Source organism: Vibrio sp. 10N.222.52.B7, assembly GCF_041474275.1.
In the GTDB taxonomy this organism is placed as follows: domain Bacteria; phylum Pseudomonadota; class Gammaproteobacteria; order Enterobacterales; family Vibrionaceae; genus Vibrio; species Vibrio crassostreae_C.
On record NZ_JBFRTU010000304.1, the window covers coordinates 1 to 239 of the forward strand.

At 44.8% G+C, this 239-nt stretch carries 1 pseudogene; it reads left to right on the plus strand.

From position 1 onward, the window contains the following. Positions 1–239, plus strand: a pseudogene (gene metN, locus AB4512_RS22950) (DL-methionine transporter ATP-binding subunit); the annotation flags it as partial.

The following is a 239-nucleotide window of genomic DNA, read 5'->3' on the forward strand; positions in this document are numbered from 1 at the left end:
GTGATGAAGCGACCAGTGCGCTGGATCCAGCAACGACTCAATCTATTCTTGAGCTGCTACGTGAAATTAACCGTAAGTTGAGTATCACTATCCTACTGATTACTCATGAAATGGATGTGGTTAAAAGCATCTGTCACGAAGTCGCGATCATTGGTGATGGTGAGCTAGTAGAGAAAGGCACCGTGGGTGAAATATTCGCACACCCTAAAACAGAACTGGCACATCAGTTCATTCGTTCA